This is a genomic window from Rheinheimera soli, assembly GCF_021290985.1.
Classification (GTDB): Bacteria; Pseudomonadota; Gammaproteobacteria; order Enterobacterales; family Alteromonadaceae; genus Pararheinheimera; species Pararheinheimera soli.
The window spans coordinates 1-1811 of the sequence record NZ_JAJOYU010000077.1 but is presented as its reverse complement, the minus strand read 5'-3'; the positions used below and the strand labels follow the sequence as shown (position 1 = coordinate 1811).

The window sequence follows — 1811 nt, the reverse complement described above, 5'->3', positions numbered from 1 at the left end:
AAAAAATCTCAAAATTAAACTTGCGAAATAATAGTTATCGCAATAATATAATCGCAACTCGGGCCGAACAGCTGGTTCAACAGCAGTAAAACGACCGAATACAGAAGGTAAGAATAGGTCCGTAAGGACTGGCAGTAACAGCAGTAAAACCGGGTGAGTTCACCCATTTTTTTAAATCATACAGTTATCGCGATAATACATATCGCAAATAAATGAACTTAACAGAGGAATACATCATGCAAGTACTTTATAAAGCAGTAGCAACTTCAACTTCAGGTCGTGACGGTCGTTCAGTGTCTTCAGACGGCGTATTGGATGTGAAATTAAGCACTCCTAAAGAATTAGGTGGCGCAGGTGGTGCAGCCACTAACCCTGAGCAGTTATTTGCCGCTGGTTACTCAGCCTGTTTCTTAGGTGCCATTAAATATGTCGCTTCACAACAAAAAGTGCTGATTGCTAACGATGCAAAAATCACAGCTGAAGTGGGTATAGGTCAAATCCCAGGTGGTTTTGGTCTGGATATCGAACTGCAAATCAGCCTGCCAGGCTTAAGCTTGGAAGTAGCACAGGACTTAGTGACGAAAGCTCACCAGGTATGTCCTTACTCAAACGCAACTCGCGGCAATATTGATGTGCGTTTAGTCATTGTCAGCTAACAGCACTGAGCCAAACTCGAAACGAAGCCAAAGAAACTGAATTTTTTAACCATTAACGTATCGCGATAACAGTTAGATGAATAAGCATCCTGTTATCGCCACCCACTAACCGCTGAGGCGAGGAGATTCACATGAACACATTTCGTAAAGTTTTAGGTTTAACAGTCATTGCTTTAGGTATTAACAGTGCATTCGCCGCTGGTGGTCCTGCTCTTGATGTACAGGTTGAACAACAAACTCAGGGCTTTTTAAATGCTCTGGCTCAGGGCGGTGGTAAACCTTTAGAGCAACTGTCGCCTAAAGATGCCCGCGCCGTATTAACAGGTGCTCAGGCTGGTGCCAAATTACCAGCCGCTGATGTCAGTGAAAAAACCATCACGATTGATGGCAAACCATTAAAACTGGTGGTGGTTCGTCCTGCAGGCAGCAAAGGTGTATTACCCGCTTTTATGTTCTTCCACGGTGGTGGTTGGGTATTAGGCGATTTTCCAACCCATGAGCGTTTAATCCGTGATTTAGTCAGCCGCTCTGGTGCAGCAGCTGTTTATGTGGATTACACGCCATCACCAGAAGCCAAATACCCAACAGCTATTAATCAGGCCTATGCTGCAACGAAGTGGGTAGCAGAGCATGGCAAAGAGCTGAACATCGACAGCTCACGTTTGGCATTAGCAGGTAACAGTGTCGGTGGCAATATGGCGGCAGTAGTCGCCTTAAAAGCCAAAGAAGCTGGTACTCCTAAACTGAAATTCCAGTTGCTGTTATGGCCTGTGACAGATGCGAACTTTGAGAATAGCTCGTACAACCAATTTGCAGACGGCTACTTCCTGACCAAAAACATGATGCAGTGGTTCTGGGATAACTACACCACGAGCCCAGCACAACGTAACGAGATTTATGCATCACCACTGCGTGCAACCACAGAGCAGTTAAAAGGTTTACCGCCAACTTTAATTCAGACTGCGGGCTTAGATGTACTGCGTGACGAAGGTGAAGCTTATGCCAATAAACTGGATGCTGCTGGTGTGACAGTCACTTCAGTGCGCTACAACGGCATGATCCACGACTTTGGTTTGCTGAATGTGCTGTCTGATGTACCAGGTACACAAGCTGCACTGGACCAGGCTGGTCAGGCACTGAAAAAGCACCTGAACT

2 protein-coding genes are annotated in these 1811 nt (G+C 45.7%); both read left to right on the top strand.

What is annotated here, in order from left to right:
• Positions 1 to 236 precede the first annotated feature (236 nt).
• Positions 237 to 656: an organic hydroperoxide resistance protein gene (locus LSG37_RS21040; RefSeq protein ID WP_233081968.1), complete on the top strand. Its 420-nt coding sequence runs from the start codon at positions 237 to 239 to the stop codon at positions 654 to 656.
• A gap of 131 nt (positions 657 to 787) precedes the next feature.
• On the top strand, positions 788 to 1811 hold a 1024-nt coding region (locus LSG37_RS21035), incomplete at its 3' end, for an alpha/beta hydrolase (protein ID WP_233081967.1).

What these genes read in the sequence shown, in the direction of transcription:
- LSG37_RS21040 (WP_233081968.1), top strand. Translation starts at nt 237, where the DNA reads ATGCAAGTACTTTATAAAGCAGTAGCAACTTCAACTTCAGGTCGTGAC.